General features: G+C 69.5%; 14 protein-coding genes. 7 read left to right on the top strand and 7 right to left on the bottom strand.

Annotated features, from left to right (window positions below):
* The first annotated feature begins 8 nt into the window (after positions 1-8).
* Both AC07PR_RS29030 and AC07PR_RS29025 read left to right on the top strand, forming a co-directional pair.
* Positions 9-1,235, top strand: a complete 1,227-nt coding sequence (locus AC07PR_RS29030; RefSeq protein WP_495137329.1) for a beta-ketoacyl-[acyl-carrier-protein] synthase family protein — start codon at positions 9-11, stop codon at positions 1,233-1,235.
* A 24-nt stretch (positions 1,236-1,259) separates the two neighbouring features.
* Positions 1,260-1,553: an addiction module antidote protein gene (locus tag AC07PR_RS29025; protein WP_495137328.1), complete on the top strand. Its 294-nt coding sequence runs from the start codon at positions 1,260-1,262 to the stop codon at positions 1,551-1,553.
* 9 nt (positions 1,554-1,562) lie between these two features.
* On the opposite strand, the gene AC07PR_RS29020 is transcribed toward AC07PR_RS29025, so the two are convergent.
* Together AC07PR_RS29020 and AC07PR_RS29015 are read right to left on the bottom strand one after the other, a co-directional pair.
* A complete protein-coding gene (locus AC07PR_RS29020) occupies positions 1,563-2,186 on the bottom strand; it encodes a response regulator transcription factor (RefSeq protein ID WP_495137327.1) in 624 nt (207 codons plus the stop codon).
* Positions 2,183-4,180 carry a PAS domain S-box protein gene (locus AC07PR_RS29015; protein ID WP_495137326.1) on the bottom strand — a complete coding sequence of 666 codons (1,998 nt, stop codon included), beginning with the start codon at positions 4,178-4,180 and terminating at the stop codon, positions 2,183-2,185. Before AC07PR_RS29015 ends, AC07PR_RS29020 begins: the two co-directional genes overlap by 4 nt.
* 189 nt (positions 4,181-4,369) lie before the next feature.
* On the opposite strand from AC07PR_RS29015, the gene AC07PR_RS29010 reads away from it, so the two are divergent.
* The 4 genes from AC07PR_RS29010 to AC07PR_RS28995 all read left to right on the top strand — a co-directional run bounded on the left by AC07PR_RS29010 (position 4,370) and on the right by AC07PR_RS28995 (position 10,687).
* The gene (locus AC07PR_RS29010; protein ID WP_495137325.1) at positions 4,370-5,404 is read left to right on the top strand and encodes a TRAP transporter substrate-binding protein; all 1,035 of its coding nucleotides are present in this window, start codon (positions 4,370-4,372) and stop codon (positions 5,402-5,404) included.
* A 175-nt stretch (positions 5,405-5,579) separates the two neighbouring features.
* Complete coding sequence (locus tag AC07PR_RS29005) at positions 5,580-6,221, top strand: TRAP transporter small permease (protein ID WP_495137343.1); 642 nt, start codon at positions 5,580-5,582, stop codon at positions 6,219-6,221.
* A complete protein-coding gene (locus AC07PR_RS29000; RefSeq protein WP_088404913.1) occupies positions 6,218-7,546 on the top strand; it encodes a TRAP transporter large permease in 1,329 nt (442 codons plus the stop codon). Before AC07PR_RS29005 ends, AC07PR_RS29000 begins: the two co-directional genes overlap by 4 nt.
* 564 nt (positions 7,547-8,110) lie before the next feature.
* Positions 8,111-10,687: a hypothetical protein gene (locus AC07PR_RS28995; protein ID WP_495137324.1), complete on the top strand. Its 2,577-nt coding sequence runs from the start codon at positions 8,111-8,113 to the stop codon at positions 10,685-10,687.
* Between the two features lie 51 nt (positions 10,688-10,738).
* Here the strand turns inward: AC07PR_RS28995 and AC07PR_RS28990 are convergent, their stop codons facing one another.
* Positions 10,739-11,440 carry an SDR family oxidoreductase gene (locus AC07PR_RS28990; RefSeq protein WP_377157689.1) on the bottom strand — a complete coding sequence of 234 codons (702 nt, stop codon included), beginning with the start codon at positions 11,438-11,440 and terminating at the stop codon, positions 10,739-10,741.
* A 73-nt stretch (positions 11,441-11,513) separates the two neighbouring features.
* A complete protein-coding gene (locus AC07PR_RS28985) occupies positions 11,514-12,647 on the bottom strand; it encodes a thiolase family protein (RefSeq protein ID WP_377157691.1) in 1,134 nt (377 codons plus the stop codon).
* 227 nt (positions 12,648-12,874) lie between these two features.
* Here AC07PR_RS28985 and AC07PR_RS28980 point away from each other — a divergent pair, with 227 nt between their 5' ends.
* Positions 12,875-13,405, top strand: a complete 531-nt coding sequence (locus AC07PR_RS28980) for a hypothetical protein (RefSeq protein ID WP_495137323.1) — start codon at positions 12,875-12,877, stop codon at positions 13,403-13,405.
* A 170-nt stretch (positions 13,406-13,575) separates the two neighbouring features.
* Here the strand turns inward: AC07PR_RS28980 and fdhD are convergent, their stop codons facing one another.
* Genes fdhD through AC07PR_RS28965 form a run of 3 tightly spaced genes read right to left on the bottom strand, consistent with a single transcriptional unit; the run spans position 13,576 to position 17,121 of the window.
* A complete protein-coding gene (gene fdhD, locus AC07PR_RS28975) occupies positions 13,576-14,412 on the bottom strand; it encodes a formate dehydrogenase accessory sulfurtransferase FdhD (protein ID WP_495137322.1) in 837 nt (278 codons plus the stop codon).
* Positions 14,409-14,753 (bottom strand): hypothetical protein, encoded by a 345-nt coding sequence (locus AC07PR_RS28970; RefSeq protein ID WP_495137321.1) that lies wholly within the window; start codon positions 14,751-14,753, stop codon positions 14,409-14,411. Before AC07PR_RS28970 ends, fdhD begins: the two co-directional genes overlap by 4 nt.
* 10 nt (positions 14,754-14,763) lie before the next feature.
* Positions 14,764-17,121: an FdhF/YdeP family oxidoreductase gene (locus AC07PR_RS28965; protein ID WP_495137320.1), complete on the bottom strand. Its 2,358-nt coding sequence runs from the start codon at positions 17,119-17,121 to the stop codon at positions 14,764-14,766.
* Positions 17,122-17,184: the final 63 nt, after the last annotated feature.

Raw genomic sequence — 17,184 nt, 5'->3', positions numbered from 1 at the left:
GTGCCGGCATGAGCCCGGAAGCGGTATGGATCACCGGCATCGGCGCCTGCAGCGCGCTCGGCCCGGACGCGGACTCGCTGGCGGAGGCGCTGGCGCAGGGGCGGTCGGGGATCACGCTGCAGCCGGGAGAACCGACGCGCGGCGTGGCGCCGTTCGCGGCGGCGGCGGTGACGCAGCCGCTGGGGCAGGACATGCCGCCGGCGCAGCGCAACCTGCACGACCGGCACAGCCTGATGGCGCTGCACGCGGCGCGAGAGGCCTGGACGCAGTCCGGCCTGCCGGCGACGTCGGCGACGCCGGAGCGGGCGGCGGTGGCCTGGGGCACGGGCCTGGGCGGGTCGAACGCGCTGCAGCAGTCGTACGCCGAGCACCTGACGAAGGAGACGCCGCGCATCCATCCGTACACGGTGGTGCGGGTGATGAGCAACTCGGCCGCGTCGCACCTGGCGATGAAGTACGGGCTGAAGGCGGCGATGCTGACGATCTCCAACGCCTGCGCCTCGTCGGCGCAGGCGATCGGCGAGGCGCTGATGCTGCTGCGCCAGGGCCGCGCGGATGTGGCGCTGGTGGGGGGCTCGGAGGCGATGCTGAACCCGGGCTCGGTGGCCGCGTGGCAGGCGATGGGCGTGATGGCGCCGGCGGATCCGGAGGATCCGTCGCGCAGTTGCCGGCCGTTCGACGATGCGCGCAAGGGCCTGGTGCTGGGCGAGGGCGCGGCGGCGCTGGTGCTGGAGACGGCGAGCCACGCCCGCGCACGCGGCGCGTCGGCGCTTGCCGTGCTGGCCGGCTACGGGCATAGCGTCGACGCGGTCCACCTGTCGCGGCCCGACGCCGACGGCCAGGAGCGCGCGCTGCGCGCCGCGCTGGCCGATGCGGGGATCGAGGCCTCGCAGGTCGGTTACGTGAATGCGCACGGCACGGCGACGGACGTCGGCGACACGGTCGAGGCCGAGTCGCTGGCACGCGTCTTCGGCGTGCGCGGCGTGCCGGTCAGCGCGACCAAGGCGCTGCACGGCCACCTGATCGGTGCCGGCGGTGCGCTGGAACTGGTCGCCTGCGTCCAGGCGATGCGTCGCGGTCAGCTCCCGCCAAGCGCGCACGTCAGCACGAGCGTGCTCGAGGAAGTCGCCGACGTGATCCGCGAACCGCGAGCCTTCGACTCATCCAAGTCAATGGTCAGCAATTCCTTCGCATTCGGCGGAAGCAACGTATCGCTTGTGATCAGTGCTGCATGACCGCGTGCGGCATACGCTGCATGCATGCACCTGACCTATACGACGTTTGATTCTGTGGATGACCTCGACAGCGTCGAGGCCATCGCCATCTATCTCGATGAAGCCCTGAAGGCGAATGACACAGCGTACTTGGCGCACGCCTTGGGCGTCGCTGTTCGTGCCAAAGGGATCGAAGAAGTTGCACTGGCGTGCGGACTCTCTGGCGAGGAACTTCTCCGCGAATGCAGCGCAGGCGGGCATCCGACCTTGAAGACATTGCTGGCCGTCTCCAGCGCGCTTGGCATCAAGCTCATCCCGCGTCGGCTGGCGGCTCACTGAGCCGCTCTTCTAGCGCTTCACCTCAAACCGCTCCAGCATCGTCGCCAGCTCCGCCGCGGAGCGCAGGCCGAGCTTGGTGAACGCTCTCGCGCGGTGGACCTCCACCGTGCGGATCGCGATGCCGAGTTCGTCGGCGACCTGCTTGTTGAGCTTGCCGGCCGCCACCAGCACCGCAACCTCGCGTTCGCGGTCGGTCAGGCTGGCGAGCTTGCCGGCGACGTCCGCGTGGACGCGGGACTCGCGCCAGCGATGGATGTCCGTCGCGATCGCGCGCTGCACCTTGTTGACCAGCGCCTGGTCGTTGAACGGCTTCTCGACGAAGTCGAGCGCGCCCTTCTGCATCGCGTCCACCGCCATCGGAATGTCGCCGTGACCGCTCAGGAAGATCACCGGCAGCGGTACGCCGCGCGCGATCAGCTCATCGTGCACCTGAAGGCCGGACAGCGGCTCCATCCGGACGTCCAGCACGATGCAGCCGTGCGGTTCGATCGCGCGATCGAGCGCCTCGAACAGCGCCGGGCCGCTCGCGTGCGGCTCCACCCGCAACCCGTGCGTGCGCATCAGGAAGGCCAGCGCGTCGCGCACCGCCGCCTCGTCGTCCACCAGGTGGACCGTCGCCTGTGGGTCGCTCATCGCGCGCCCTCCTTGTGTTGTCCGATGCCGCGGTCAATGTCAGCCCCAACACCCATGCCGGCGCCGGCGCCGCTGCCGCTGGCGATCTCGCTGCCGTCGCACGCGCCCTGCCCCGGGCACAGCGGCAGCGTGAAGCTGATCCTCGCGCCGCCGAGCGCGCTCGCGCCGGCTTCCATGCCGCCGTGGTGCGCCTCGATCACCGAACGGCAGATCGCCAATCCCATGCCCATGCCCTCGGACTTCGTCGAATAGAACGCGGTCGTCAGTTGATCGATGCCGCGCCCCTGGAGGCCGGCGCCGTTGTCGTCGACATCGACCCGCACGAAGCGCTCGCCGACGCGCTGCGCGGCGATGCGCACCTGCGCGCCCGGCCGGCCGTGCAATTCGTCGAGCGCATTGCGGACCAGGTTGATCAGCACCTGCTCGATCAGCACCGCGTCGGCCTGCACGTCCGGCAGACCGGGCGGCATCGTCACATCGATGAGCACGCCGCGCAGGTCGCGCTTGAGCAGCGCCAGCACCCGCGCCGCGAGGTCCGGCACCGCGCAGCGCTCCGGCTGCGGCGCGCGCCGCGTCACGAAGGCACGGATGCGCTGCACGATGCGCCCCGCCTCCTGCGCCTGCTCGCCGAGCCGTCGCAGCGCCTCCAGCACGATCTCGTCGGCCTGGCCGGCGCGCTCCAGCGAGCGCAAGGCCCCGGCGTTGTAGCCGGCGATCGCCGCGAGCGGCTGGTTCAGCTGATGCGCCAGCGCCGACGCCACCTCGCCCAGCGTGCTCAGCCGCGCCTGATGCGCGAGCGCCTCGGTGCGACGCCGGTCGCGCTCTTCCGTCTGCTTGCGCGCGCTGATGTCGACGATGGACCCCATCCAGCCGATCTGCACGCCGTTCGCGTCCACCAGCGGCGCCTCGAAGATCATCACGTCCAGCACGTGGCCCTCGCGGTGCATCCAGCGCGCCTCGTAACCCTCGCGCGGCGCGCCGCCGGCCATGTTGCGCTGGTGGCGGCGCAGGCTGTCTTCCATCTCGTCGGGCAGCCAGTAGGGCATCGGCGGCAGGCTGCCGAGCAGCTCCTCGGCGCTGTAGCCCACCAGATCGCAGAACGCGCGGTTCAGATGCGTCACCCGGCCATCCAGATCGCGACCGCGCAGGCCCACCGTCAACGAATCCTCGACCGCGCGGCGCCACGCCGCCTCGGTGCGTGCCTCGCCTTCGGCGCGCCGCACCTCGCGCATCTGCCGGCGCAGCATCCCGCTGGCCAGCGCCGACAGCAGCAGGAACACGCCCATCAACCCCGCCGCCAGCGTGTACCACCACGGGCGATGCGGCACGCGGGTGTTGAGCTCGAGCCAGGTCTCGCGCATCGCCGGATCGACGCTGACGCGGTAGCTCTGCGTGTCGGGCAGCACGAGCGCGTCGCCCGTCTGCGCGAGCCGCTGCCCGAGTCCATCGACCAGCCGCACGTCGTATTTCTGCGAGAGCCACCACGGCAGCGTCTGCCGCAGCAGCGCGCTCGGCGCGAAGCGCACGACCAGCCGGCCGCCCTGCGGCCGCGGCGAGCTCCAGTGCGCGGTCAGGCCGCCTTCGTCCAGGCTCACGCCGCTGCGCTCCCTCGACGGCGCCACCGCCTGCGGCATCTGCTGCGGCACATGCGCGATGACGCGGTTGTTGCCGTCCAGCACCGTGACGCTGACCCACAGCCGCCTCAGGCCTTCGGCGACCGCGCGATGGTTCAGCAGCATGTGGTCGTCGACGTTGCCCGGCAGCTGCTGCGCGAGCCGGTCCACCGCGGCGTGCTCCGCATTGAGCCAGTCGGAGATGCGCGCCTCCAGCGACAGCGAATCGGCGATCAGCGTGAGCCGTTCCTCCTCCAGGTCGCGCATGTCGCTCAGCCGCAGCCACACGCCGACCGACGCGGCGAAGGCCACCGCCAGCAGCAGCGGCAGGGCCCAGCTCGCGCGTTTGAACAGCTGGAGGAGACGTCGGGACACGGCCATGGCGGCAGTCTAGGCGCTGCGCAGAGCGCACGCCGGGCCCTGTGCGCTGCGTGTTTCCCCAATGTGGAAGTCCACAACTGGCGGCGCGGGGACCGGATTTCCACAATCCGCCACATTCCGCGACAGGTCGTCACTGCGCCTTCGTCACTGCACCTGGTCGGCGGATTCCGAAGAACACTAGGAGACCGCATGTCCGCCAATTTCCCCCGCCGCCTGCTGCTGTCGGCCGCCCTCGCCACCGTCGGCCTGTGTGCTGGCCTCGGCACCGCCGCGACCGCCTTCGCCCAGGCGCCGATCGTGATCAAGCTGAGCCACGTCGTCGCCCCCGACACCCCCAAGGGCAAGGGCGCGCAGCGCTTCAAGGAACTCGCCGAGGAACGCAGCAAGGGCCGGCTGAAGGTCGAGGTCTACCCCAACAGCCAGCTCTACAAGGACAAGGAAGAGCTGGAGGCGCTGCAGCTGGGTTCGGTCCAGATGCTGGCCCCGTCGCTGGCCAAGTTCGGCCCGCTGGGCGTCAAGGAGTTCGAGGTCTTCGACCTGCCCTTCCTGTTCAAGGACGACGCGTCGTTCCGCAACACGACCAACACGCTGGGCATGGAGCTGTTCAAGAAGCTCGAACCCAAGGGCATCAAGGGCCTGGCCTTCTGGGACAACGGCTTCCACATCATGAGCGCCAACAAGCCGCTGCACCATGTGGCGGACTTCAAGGGCCTGAAGATGCGCATCCAGTCCTCCAAGGTGCTGGACGCGCAGATGCGCGCGCTGGGCGCGATCCCGCAGGTGATGGCCTTCTCCGAGCTGTACCAGGCGCTGCAGTCTGGCGTGGTCGACGGCACCGAAGGCGTGCCGTCCAACTTCTACACGCAGAAGACCTACGAGGTGCAGAAGCACACGACGATCAGCAACCACGGCCACCTGGCCTATGCGCTGATCATCAACAAGAAGTTCTACGACGGCCTGCCGGCTGACCTGAAGGCGGTGGTCGACAGCAGCGTCAAGGACGCGACCACCTACGCCAACGCGATCGCGCAGACCGAGAACCAGCAGGCCTTCGAGAAGATCAAGGCCAGCGGCAAGACGACCATCTACACGCTGACGCCGGCCGAAGTGAACGAGTGGAAGCTGGCGCTGATGCCGGTCCACAAGGAGATGGAGTCGCGCGTGGGCAAGGCCACCGTCGAGGCCGCCTACAAGGCCGCCGGCTTCGTGCCCCCGACGAAGTAAGGCCCACCCCCTACCGGCTCACGCCGGCCCCCTCAAGGGGGCGAGCCCAGGAGCCTGGCGGAGCCAGTTCTCCGGGCTCCGCTTGATCGGTCCGCCCGCCTGCGGCGGCGTCCAGTGCCGCGCCCCTGCCTAGGGCGGCGCGGCTTTTCTTTGTCTGAAGGAGATCGCCATGTCCCTGAGATGGTTGGATCGATTGGAGGAGACGCTCATTGCGTTCCTCATGGGCGCCGCGACGCTGGTGATCGCGATGGCCGTGCTGCACCGCTTCCTGGCCGGCGTGCCGGCGGTGCAGGACTTCGTCATCCGCATCGACGTGAGCTGGGCGCAGGAGCTGTGCATCTACATGTTCGTGTGGATGGCCAAGTTCGGCGCCGCCTACGGCGTTCGCGCCGGGACGCACGTCGGGGTCGACGTGGTGGTGCGCAAGCTCAAGCCCGAGCACGCGAAGTACCTCGTGATCTTCAGTCTGCTGGCCGGCGCGCTCTTCACCGCGACGGTGGGCACGCTGGGTGCGACCTTCGTGTGGGAGAACGGCGCGCACTACGCGTTCACGCACGCGCTGGGCATCGAGAACCCCGACCTCTTCGAAGGCCCGACCTCGCCCGACCTGGAGATCCCGACCTGGATCGCCTACTCCTGCGTGCCGCTGGGGTCCTACCTGATGTGCTTCCGCTTCCTGCAGGTGTGCTGGACCTTCATCCGCACCGGTGAAGCGCCGCATGCGGACCACGGCCACGTCGAAGGCATCGAGGACGACGTCGCCGCGGTGGGCTCGGCCAAGACGGCCGAGGAAGCTTCGAAGGGAGACCGCGCATGAACACGCTGATCATCTTCTCGCTGCTGGTGGTGCTGATGCTCACCGGCATGCCGATCTCGATCTCGCTGGGCCTGACGGTCCTGACCTACCTCTTCACGATGACGAACGTGCCGATCGAATCGGTCGCGCTCAAGCTGTTCACCGGCATCGAGAAGTTCGAGATCATGGCCGTCCCGTTCTTCATCCTGGCGGGCAACTTCCTGACGCACGGCGGGGTGGCGCGGCGGATCATCCACTTCGCCACGACCATGATCGGTCACTGGTACGGCGGGCTCGGCCTGGCCGGCGTGCTGGCCTGCGCGATGTTCGCGGCGATCTCGGGCTCGTCGGTGGCGACCGTCGTCGCGGTCGGCTCCATCATCCTGCCGGCGATGACCAAGCAGGGCTACCCGAAGCAGTTCGGGGCCGGGGTGATCACCACGTCCGGCGCGCTGGGCATCCTGTTCCCGCCGTCGATCAACCTGGTGATGTTCTCGATCGCCACCGCCGGCATGTCGGCCACGGGCCCGCACGGCGAAGTCGTCGGCACCGCGTCCGTCGGCCAGCTGTTCATGGCCGGCGTCGTGCCGGGCGTGTGCCTGTCGATCCTGCTGGGCATCACCACCTGGTACCGCGCCAAGAAGTACGACTACCCGCGCATGGTCAAGGCCACCTGGGGTGAACGCTTCAAGGCCTTCCGCGACAGCTTCTGGGGCCTGATGCTGATCGTCGTCGTCATCGGCGGCATCTACAGCGGCAAGTTCACGCCGACCGAGGCCGCCGCCGTGGCCGCCGTCTACGCCTTCATCATCTCGGTCTTCGTCTACAAGGACATGGGCTTGAAGGACGTGCCCAAGGTGCTGCTGAAGGCCGCGGCGATGAGCTCGATGCTGCTCTACATCATCACCAACGCGGTGCTGTTCAGCTTCCTGATGGCGTCGGAGCAGATCCCGCAGACGATGGCCGCGTGGATGTCGGCGCAGGGCTTCGGGCTGTTCGTCTTCCTGCTGCTGGTCAACCTGATCCTGCTGGGCGCGGGCAACTTCATGGACCCCGCCGCGATCGTGCTGATCATGGCGCCCATCCTCTTCCCGGTGGCGGCCAAGCTGGGCGTCGATCCGGTGCACCTGGGCATCCTGATGGCGGTGAACATGGAGGTCGGCCTCTGCCACCCGCCGGTGGGATTGAACCTCTACGTGGCCTCGGGGATCACGAAGATGGGGATCACCGAACTCACCGTCGCCGTGTGGCCATGGCTGCTCACGATGCTGGGCTTCCTGATGGTGGTCACCTACTGGCCGACGCTGTCGCTGGCGCTGCCGAGGGCCCTGGGCCTGGTCGGCTGACGGCGCGCTCATCGCCTCTCGAAGCCCCGCCGGCGCGCAAGCGCCGCGGGGCTTTTCTCATGGCGCGATACCTGCTCTCGGGGGCCCTCGCCTCCCCCGCAAGAGGTAGGCGTGTGGCGTGCCTTCCGCCGGATTCCGCAACACGGGTAACGGTCGATGTCAGAGGGGCGGGATCGATTGACGCGCCCAGTAGCGGACCACTTTAATGCGCTGCCCTGACGCACGACCTGCGCGTCGGGACCGAACACGCCGGCCTCAGCGCCGAGAGGATTCCGCATGGCGCTCGCTCCCCGTCCCACCACCGCTGAGTGGCTCCGCCGATCTGCCGTCAGATCGACCCGGGCCGCGTTGGCCGTTGCCCTGCTCACGGCCTTGAGCGCCTGCGGCGGCGGGAACGGTGATGAAGCCAAACCGCAGACCAGTCCACCGGTGTCCACGGAGCCGGGAACCGGCGGCGGCGCCGGCACTGGAACTGGCGGGACGGGCACTGGCGGCGGCACGGGCGGAGACCCCACCGCCGAAATCCCGCCGCCCCCGTCCACGCCGATGTTGCCGACCACGCCGGTGGACCCTGAACCTGCGCCGCCCGCACCGCCGCCACAGACCACGCCCACCGCGCCAGCACCTTCTCCCGCTCCCGCGCCTTCGCCGGCCCCAGCGCCGGCGCCTGCGCCGCCGACCTCGGGGGGCCCGACCGCCACGACCCCGCTGAGCCTGCCGCTTGAACTGCTGGGCCCCGGCCTGCCCAGCGCGCCGACGGTGGCGACGGCGAACCTGACGCTCGACGTGAACGGCGTCGGCGCCGCCACCGAGCTGTGGCTGCGTTGCCATCGCTGCGGCTTCTTCGGTCCGCCCGAGTACGAGGCCACGACCGAGACGCCCGCCAAGGTCAAGGCGAGCCTGCGCATCCTCGGCGGCACCGCGGCAGCGAACGCGAGCGCGATCCCCTGGATCGACATCACCGACGCGACGATGACGCTCGCCGACGCCGAGCGCGTGCAGGGCGGCCTGCAGCGCGGCGGCGGCCTCTACACCGCCCGCATGAAGCTGACGCTGGACGCGGCCACCCGCGCGCGTTTGATCAGCGGCGTGAACCTCGTGCAGTTCCGCTTCAACGGCAGCGACGGCGAGTCGAACGGCTACCGCATCATCGACCTGCAGTTCCGCAACGCGCAGGGGCAGAGCTTGGCGACCAACGCTGTGGCGCGTGCCGACATCAACGCCGAGAAGGTGGCCGGCCGCACGCTGACGGCCGACGTCGCCGCCGGCGAGAAGCTGTGGAAGGCGGAGAACCGCCTGATGAAGTCCACCCTGGTGAACCACCAGCTCCGCGCGGCGTGCGCCTCCTGCCACGCGTCGGACGGCCGCGACCTGCAGTACTTCAACTACTCCAACAACGCGATCGTCCAGCGCTCGCGCTTCCACGGCCTGAGCGAAGCCGAAGGCGGCCAGATCGCCGCCTACCTGCGCTACGCGCTGCGCGAGATGCCGCATGTGGCGCAGGCCGCGCCGTGGAATCCACCCTATCAGCCGGGGCCAGGTCTTGACAGCAGGCCGGTCACGGAGTGGTCCGCGGGCGCCGGCCTGGACGCGGTCCTCGACTCGCCGACGGACGCGGTCAAGGCGCTGTTCGGCAAGCCGCTCGACGGCTCGGCGCTTGCGCTGACGCAGGCCGACGTGGACAAGGTGATGGACGCCGACGCGACGCTCAACACGCGCGAGATCCCGCTGCCGATCCAGTTCCCGGACTGGAACTCCTACCTGCCGGCGATGCATCCGCTGGACATCTGGCCGACCGGCGCCAACGCGGCGGGGTCGTTCGAGAAGGGCGCGACCTTCACCGCCGACAACCGGCGCCTCGATCCGCTGGCCACCTCGAAGAAGATCGCCGCCTGGTTCGAGTCCCACCGCTCCGGCACCTTCGGCGACTGGAGCCACCTGACCCCACAGCAGCGCAACGAGATCCAGTCGATGCTCCAGCCCTCCGGCTTCGAGCTCTACGCCTTCCTCGGCGGCGGCCGCGGCAACCACATCGCGGCCACGGGCCAGTACGGCGCGCAGGTCGGCGCGGCGCAGCTGCTGAAGTCCGCCTCCTCCGCCCGCATCGCCGCGGAGCCCGCCGCCTTCACGACCAACGCCTTCATCGAGCGGGTGGTCGGCAACGCGCTCCAGTGGAACCTCGTCCAGCAATGGGAATGGGCGCAGCGCTACGGGCTGGAAGGCGACCAGCGCTGGTTCATCGGCAACTACGACGCGACCGCCAAGACCTGGGCCGGCCGGGGCGAGAAACGCGGTTGGCCGTTCAACACCGTCAGCGCCTTCTTCCTGGCGCCGCACATGGTCTACCAGCAGGACACCGACGCCACCGGCAAGATCACCCGCGAGTGGCTGCTGGCCTGGGAGACCGGCAACAAGCTCGGCTCCTACACGCGGACCAACGCCTGGTACCAGATGCAGGTCACGCTCAATCCCGGCGCGCAGAGCGACTGGGTGAACTTCTCGGTGGACTGGCCCTATCTGACCGGCTTCGACTCGCTGCTGTCGCAGACGCTGGGCGACGCGACGCCCGCGCAGTCCACGGCCGCGCTGATGAGCGACATCCGCCTGCTGCAGGCGCGCATCAAGTCGGCGCAGTTCGTCAACAACAGCATCCCGTTGTGGGTGCCCACGGACACCCGCTCGATCATCAACAACCGCGGACGCTTCAGCAAGGCGGCGGTGGTCAAGCACCTGAACCCGATCAACTTCATGGAGGCCGTCTCCACGCAGGCGACGCAGACCTCGCCGTTCCGCCGCCTCGACAAGCTGCAGGCCGGTCTCACGCTGAAGCTGCTCAACGGCGCGTTCAAACAGTTCAACCAGCTCTACACGGTCACCGATCCAGCGATCTGGCGCCGCTGCGACCCGAACAACATGGACCTCGGCGAAGCCGAACCCACGGCCGGCTTCGGCTTCTGCCTGGACCGGACGAAGCAGCCGCTGACGCTCAAGTCACCCGGCGTCTACGTCATGGCGTCCACGGACTACCGCAGCACGGCCGAGCAGAAGCTGCAGTACGCGGTGTGGAAGGCGGGCACGCTCGGCGCTGACCCGGACCGCGTCAAGACGCTGAACGACTGGCTGCTGCGCGCCTGGCCGTGAGGCCGGCGCCCGCCGCGTCGGGACGGCAACCGGACGGTTGCCGATCGATGTTCAGACGCCGCCGCGATAGCTGCCCGGGTCGGCCGAGAGGCCGGCCTTGACGCCGCGCGACAGTTCGTCGGCGTAGACCTCGTCGCGACCCGCGGCGATCGCGTCCAGCACCTGCTTCGCGACGTCGAGCGGATCGGCCTTCGGCGCGTCGAGGCGGGCCGTCATGTCCGTGTCCATGAAGCCCACGTGCAGCGCGACGACCGACGTGCCCTGCTCCTTCAGCTCCAGGCGCAGGCCGTTGGTCACCGACCAGGTCGCCGCCTTCGACACGCTGTAGGTGGCGGCGCCCGTGAGGTTGAGCCAGCTCAGCACCGACAGCACATTCACCACCGCGCCGCCGCCCTGCGCCTTCAGCACGGGCGCGAAGGCGCGCGTGAGTTCCAGGGGACCGACGACGTTGGTCTCGAACTCGTCGCGCAGCGCCGCCAGCGCGTTGTCACCCAGCAGCGGCGAGCCGCGCGAGATGCCTGCGTTGTTGATCAGCAGCGTGACGTCGCCGGCGGCTCGCACGGCGGCCTCGATCTGGTCCGGCTTCGTCACGTCCAGCTTCACCGGCACGACGCCGGGCAGATCGATCGACGACGGATCCCGCGCGGCGGCGTAGATCTTCTTCACGCCGGCGGCCTGCAGCGCCTTGACGAAGCTCTTGCCCAGACCGCGATTGGCGCCGGTGACGAAGGCGACGGTGTTCTTGAAGTCCATGATGAATCCTTGGCGAATGGGAAACGGGGAAACGAAGGGAGGAGCGGCGTTGTCGCGTGGGAGGACGCCGGGATCAGACGCGCTCGAGTACCGTGGCGATGCCCTGCCCACCGCCGATGCACTGCGTGGCGACGGCGTAACGACCGCCGGTGCGCTGCAGCAGCGCGGCCGCCTTGCCGGTGATACGCGCGCCGGTGGCGCCCAGCGGATGCCCGATGGCCAGGCCGCCGCCGTCGAGGTTCACGCGTTCCGGGTCCAGGCCCAGGTCGCGGATGCAGGCCAGCGCCTGCGAGGAGAAGGCCTCGTTGAGCTCGACGACGTCGATCTGGTCGACGCTCAGGCCGGCGCGCTTGAGCGCCAGTTGCGTCGCGGGCACGGGACCGATGCCCATCACCGCCGGATCGACGCCGACGCTGGCGAAGCTGACGACGCGCGCCAACGGTGCGATGCCATGGCGACGGGCGAAGTCCTCGGTGCAGACCAGCACGACCGACGCGCCATCGGTCAGCGGCGACGAGGTGCCCGCCGTGACCACGCCGTCCGGTCGGAACACCGGCTTCAACGAGGCGAGCGCCTCCAGCGTCGTGCCGGGACGGATGCAGCCATCCTCCTCGACCGCCTCGCCGGCGGCATTGACCACCGGCACGATCTCCTCGCGCAGCAGGCCATCGGCACGGGCCGCGGCCGCCTTGCGATGGGAGGCCAGCGCGAACGCCTCCTGATCCGCGCGGCTCACCTCCCAGCGCTGGGCGACGTTTTCGGCCGTATCGCCCATGGAGATGTACGCGTCCGTGTCGGCCTGCAGCGCCGGATGCGGCGAGAAATTGAAGCCGCCCTGCGGCACGAAGGTCATCGACTCGACGCCGACGCAGAGGTAGGCCTCGCCGATGCCGGCCTCCAGGTTCGCGGCGGCGATGTGCACCGCCTGCATCGACGAGCCGCAGAAGCGGTTCACCGTCATGCCCGGCACGCTGTGCGGCAGGCCCGCCAGCAGGCCCACGATGCGCGCCAGGTTGTTGCCCTGCGCGGCCTCCGGATAGGCGCAGCCGAGGATCACGTCCTCGATCTCGGCGCCGGCCACGCCGGTGCGCGCCAGCAGCCCGCGCACGGCCTGCGCGGCCAGGTCGTCGGGCCGCGTCTGGGCCAGCGCCCCCTTCTTCGCGAAATGGAACGGCGTACGGGCGTAGGCGGCGATCAGCGCTTTCATTCACGTCTCCTTGAGCATTTCAATGTCGCTCGACATGAATAATGTAATGTCGACCGTCATCGAAACGCAGCGGGGTACTGGTCTTGCCCCTGGTGGCGAAGGGGATGTAGGCACGCGCCTCCCCGGATCCCCCATGTCCACGGGGGAAAGTCCCGACCCCGGCTTCAGCCGCGCTTCAGCCCCGCCGCGCACTGTGAGGATTCGCGGGCTGGAGGTTGGAGGACGACATGGCGCACTCGTCGCGCAGGACTTGGCGGACCCTCGTCGGTGTGGCTGCTGCCGTTGGCATCGTGAGTGCCGCGGGCATCGCCACGGCGGCACCGGAAGTGGAGCCGGCGGCCTCGGCGCCGCCGCCGACTCCGGTATCGACATCGGCGTCCGACGCCGCCACCTCAGCCGAGCGCGCCCGTCAGCCGCTCGCGTTGCAGGCCTCGCTCGCGGCCCTGCGGACCCGGCTCCGAGCCAGCGCCACCGGTGCGCCCGAGGGCGCCAGGTCCAACGTGATGCTGAACCGGAGCCTCGACATCCAGGTCATTGAACTCCCGCGCGAGGGCGCGCCCATCGGCCCGCCGCCCAAGCGCGCGCATCATGCGCTGAGCATCGGCATGGAAGGCCCGAAGCAGATGTTGCGGGGGCTTGGACTGGATGCCACCGAGTGCGCCGCGCGCTTCCGCATGCCGTCGAAGCTGAGCCGCAAGGGTGACGGATCGGCGCAGATCGACGTCACCGCCCAGTTGGGGATGGGCTGCAAGTTCTGAAGTCCTCGGTATCACCCCCCGGAAGTCCTCGGTAGCAAAACCGGGGAAGTACGGTGATGTCTGGGGACGGCATTGCTGGGGGTTCAGGCGCTTGCCGCCTGGGCCCCCTGCAATGGCGGCCAACGCCCCGGCAGCCGCAGGTGGGCGGTCACCCGAACGCCCGAACGCCCCTACGCGTACAACGTCGCGCGACCTTCCCGGACGAAGCCTGCGAGCCGCAGCCCACAGGACTGCGCCGTCCTGATTGCCAGGTGCGTCGGCGCGCTCACGGCGGCCAGCATTGGCATGCCGGCGATGGCGGCCTTCTGGACCATCTCGAAGCTGGCTCGGCTGGTGACTGCGGCGAAGCCTTGCGACGCGTCGATGCTGGCTTTGGCCATCGCGCCGATCAGCTTGTCGAGCGCGTTGTGGCGGCCGACGTCTTCGCGCACGAGGACGACTTCGCCATCCGGGCGGCACCAGGCCGCCGCGTGGATGCCGCCGGTGCGTTGCTGCAGCGGCTGTGCCGCGGCCAGCTCGCGCATCGCGCGCGACAGCGCCGGCACGAGGGCTGCGGTGTCGCCGAGGGCGGCCGGCAGCGGCGGGACCGGCCGATCCGGCACGCGGAAGACCTGATCGAGGTTGTCGGTGCCGCAGAGCCCGCACCCGGTGCGGCCGGCCATGCTGCGGCGGCGTTCCTTGAGCAGCGCTTCGCAGCGCGCCGTGACGCGCAGCTGCAGCGCGACGCCGTTGGGCCGCGTCCGCACTTCCACGTCGAGCAGGTCGGCCGGCGAGGCCAGCAATCCTTCGGTCAGCGAGAAGCCGAGCGCGAAGTCCTCGAGATCCAGCGGCGTCGCCAGCATCACCGCGTGGGACAGGCCGTTGTACTCGAGCGCGATCGGGACTTCCTCGGCGACGAACTCCTCGTCCGCCGCGCGCGTGGCGCCGAGGCGCTCGGGCCGCACCGCGATCAACGCGGACGGCAGCGGCGCGTCGTCATCGTCGGGCAGCGCGCAGACGTCGCTCATGGCGCCGGATCCGTGGGGGCGTCGCCGCGACCCGCGGGCGTCATGCGGGCGATCCAGCGGCCGTCCTCGTCCACGTGCAAGCGCACCCAGCCGGGTCCCTGTGCGTCGCCGACGCGCGCATCGCTCATCAACGTGTAGAGCCGCAGCAGCACGCTGACGCGCAGTCCCGTGCGCTTGGCCAGCCGCGGCAGCGAGACCCCGTTGCCGGCATCCAGCTCCGCCAGCGTTTCCAGCGCGAAACGCGCCTGCGCGGCCATGTCGCCGTCGTCCTCGCTCCCGTCCTCGACCTGGCGGTCCGGACCGTCGTGGACGTCAGCGGCGGGCGCGTCGGCGCGGTTCATCGCCGATGCCTCAGGCGTGCGCCCCGGCCACCGACCGCGCCTGGTCCTGCGGCAGCGGCGCGTCCTGCTCGCGCAGCGTCAGCACCACCGGGATGGACTTCGACGTCGGCGTGCCCGCGCCGATGGACACGCTGCTCAGCGGCACCAGCGCGTTGGTCTCCGGGAAGTAGCTGGCCAGGCAGCCGCGCGGGATGTCGTACTCGATGAGCACGAACTTCTCGGCGCGACGCGTGTCGCCGTCGCTGTAGACGCTGGTGATGTCGACCCACTGGCCGGCCTTCATGCCGATGGCCTTCAGGTCTTCCCGGTTGATGAACACCACGCGACGATGGCCCCAGACACCGCGGTAGCGATCGTCCATGCCGTAGATCGTCGTGTTGTACTGGTCGTGCGAGCGCACCGTCGCCAGATTGAAGACTACCGTCTTCTCATCGCGCATCCGCGCGCGCGCCTGGTGCAGCGGCGTGTCCGTCGGCAACTGGTAGGTGATGAAGTTGGCCTTGCCGGTCGGCGTGTTCCAGACGCGTTCCGACGCGGTGTTGCGCAGGCGGAAGCCGCCCGGCGTCTTGATCTTCTCGTTGAAGCCCTTGAAGTCGTCGAAGACCTCTTCGATCTTGTCGCGGATGCGCGAGTAGTCCTCCACCAGCCACATCCACGGCGTCTTCGAGCGCCCCTTCAGCGTCGCGGCGGCCAAGCGCGCCACGATCATCGGCTCGGACAGCAGGTGCTCCGAGGCCGGCGCGTTCATGCCGCTGGAGATGTGAACCATGCTCATCGAGTCTTCCACCGTCACGCCCTGCGGGCCGGTGGCCTGCATGTCGATCTCGGTGCGGCCCAGGCAGGGCAGCACCAGCGCCTCCTTGCCGTGGATCGTGTGGCTGCGGTTGAACTTGGTCGTCACATGGACGGTCAGGTCGGTGGACCGCAGCGCCTTCCACGTCGCGATCGTGTCCGGCGTCGCCGCGGCAAAGTTGCCGCCCAGCGCGAAGAACACCTTGCCCTTGCCGTCGAGCATCGCCTGGATGGCCTCGACGGTGCCGTAGCCGTTCTCGCGCGGCGGCTCGAAGCCGAACACCTGGCCCAGGCGGTCCAGCAGCGCCTTGGGCGGCTTCTCGTAGATGCCCATCGTGCGGTCGCCCTGCACGTTGGAGTGGCCGCGCACCGGGCAGGCGCCCGCGCCTTCGCGACCCAGGTTGCCGCGCAGCATCAGCAGCGCCGCGATGTGCTGGATGGTCGCGACCGAATGCTGGTGCTGCGTGATGCCCATGCCCCAGCAGATGATCACGCGCTTGGCCTGCGCATACAGGTCGCCGGCGGCGCAGAGCTGCTCCTGCGACAGACCGGATTCGGCCTCCAGCGCTTCCCAGCTTTCGGCGCGGATGCTGGCCTCGAATTCCTCGATGCCGTTGGTGTGCTCAGCGATGAAGCCCAGGTCCAGCACGCGCTCGCCGCCGGCGGCGACCGCCGCGTCGTCGAGCTCGAAGACGCGCTTGCACAGCGCCTTCATGACGGCCATGTCGCCGCCGATGCGCAGCTGGAAGTAGTTGGTCGAGATGGGCGTGCTGCCCAGCGTCGCCATCTCCATCTTGTCCTGCGGATCGGCGAAGCGCTCCAGGCCGCGCTCGCGCAGCGGGTTGAAGCTGACGATCTTGCAGCCGCGCTTGGACGCCTCGCGCAGTTCGCCCAGCATGCGCGGGTGGTTCGTGCCGGGGTTCTGGCCGAAGATGAAGATCGCGTCCGCCTGCTCGAAGTCGTGCAGCGTCACCGTGCCCTTGCCGATGCCGATCGTCGGCTTCAGGCCCTGGCCGCTGGGCTCGTGGCACATGTTCGAGCAGTCGGGGAAGTTGTTGGTGCCGAACTCGCGCACGAACAGCTGGTAGAGGAACGCGGCCTCGTTGCTGGCGCGTCCCGAGGTGTAGAACATCGCCTCGTTGGGGCTGCTCAGCGCGTTCAGGCGCGCGGCGATCAGCTCGAAGGCGTCGTCCCAGGCGATCGGCGTGTAGCGGTCCGTGGCGCGGTCGTAGACCAGCGGCTCGGTGATGCGGCCGAGGTTCTCGAGGTCGTAGTCGGACCACTCGGCCAGTTCGCTGACGGTGTGTCCGCCCAGCACGGTGGCCGTGGCGCGATGCGCGGTCGCCTCGGCGGCGATGGCCTTGGCGCCGTTCTCGCAGAACTCGAAGGTCGAGCGGTGGTCCCGGTCGGGCCACGCGCAGCCGGGGCAGTCGAAGCCGTCCGGCTGGTTGGCCGACAGCAGCGTCTTGGCGCCCTTCATCGCAACGCCCTGCTGCTGCAGATGCTTCGCAACACTTCTCAGCGCGCCCCAGCCGCCCGCCGGGCCCTTGTAGAAGTGAATCTTCTGGTCGCTCATCGAGTCCTCCGGAATCGTTGTTCCCCTGTCCGCCCCTCGCCCAACGCGAGGTCTTGAAACAGA

Source organism: Roseateles sp. GW821-FHT09H11, assembly GCF_059415845.1.
Note: the sequence above shows the minus strand (reverse complement) of the source record. Positions and strands in the feature narration are given on the sequence as shown.